Annotated in this window: 1 protein-coding gene; it reads right to left on the reverse strand. The window is 35.9% G+C overall.

Features of this window, described 5'->3' with window-relative positions; genetic code table 11:
• Positions 1–67: 67 nt before the first annotated feature.
• Positions 68–1087, reverse strand: coding sequence for a hypothetical protein (locus I3255_RS14340; RefSeq protein WP_238039423.1), 1020 nt, complete (start codon positions 1085–1087; stop codon positions 68–70).
• Positions 1088–1403: the final 316 nt, after the last annotated feature.

Genomic DNA, 1403 nt, shown 5'->3' on the forward strand with positions numbered 1-1403 from the left:
TAGATTAATGATCTCTAACGCACTTATCTGAGGTTAGATAAAGTATTTTGAATACCTTAAATACTTGTTAGGGCTTTAGGACTTCAAATATACCTGCCGCGATGAGACTGGCGACTACAGCTTGAAGATTAACCCAAATAAAAGTAGCCCTCGCAGACGAGAACAGCTCTTTGTTTTTATTCAATACTTCCGAGTACTCCTTGTCGTCACCTTTCGTGATGTCAAAAATCACATCTTCATGAGAGATCCCACTTAAGCTAGAAAACAACTCTTTACCTTTTGACATACCATAAGATAAAAAGAATGAAATCATAACCTTTGAAACGATAACAATAGAAACATAAGCCGGTATCTGCTGTGGTTCTGGAAATATATCAATTACAGAAAAAGCCAAATAACACAAAATAAAAGCAACTGCACTAGGCGTTGCATAATGAACTAAGCGAGCAAGTTTAGCTCTATGCTTTTTCATAAACTTGTAAGTACCACTTATTAGGTTGGGTTGCCTTTGTCCAGCATGCCATTCCTCAACAACCCCCAAAAGGTCTTTACTTAATTTATCGTTTACGTTGTCAGTTCTACAGAAAACAGGACTCATTAAGTCTTCAATGTTATCAAGCCCCTCCATATCTGACGAAGCTAACATTTGAAAGATGTTGCCGGCTTTAATTCCTTTTGCGATACGTATGAACAAGGAGTTTTTGATACTGCTCTCCAAGTTGATATCTTCATACATAAAATGAAGACGAATAATTATCTCTTTTGTTTTTTCTGAATCCTGCCAGTCATAAGCAATGAAGTCATCATAAGGCTTTTCTATGAAGTCTTTCTCAAACCCAAGTCCTACCGTAATAGTAGCATCTATGACATGAACAAGTTGAAGTTGTTGCTTCAACTTGTTGACTAACCCACTAATATCCCTCTTATTTACCATGACGGCTCCATGAAGAGCACGAGTCCTAGTAGTTGGCTCACCATGTAACATATAAAAAAAGTGTTTTAGCCTGCTGTTATCAATCTGCAGTGACAGAGCGCTTTTGCCACTACTTTCGTTCACTTCATCTTTTAAAATTAACTGTTGGTTCATTCAGAACATCACTCGAGCATATAATTAAGTTGCATATTAAGAGCGCGGATATTACCAACAGCCAGAACAACATTCTATTTATTTCTTGCATCAAGCATAACGCATTGATTTTACGAATATTACCTCAAAATATACCATTAAAACATGCGTGATTCATGAATAAGCGAAATTCGCATAACTAACTTGCTGTAGTGCAAAATCACATTAATAAGATATGAATGAATATTTTATTTAAGCATGCTTTGGGGCAAAAATAAGTTTACTAACATCACCTTATTCAATCTCTATCGGTTAAAGAAACAACAAACCATATAAG

Source organism: Psychrobacter sp. Ps6 (assembly GCF_022129235.1).
Lineage (GTDB): Bacteria > Pseudomonadota > Gammaproteobacteria > Pseudomonadales > Moraxellaceae > Psychrobacter.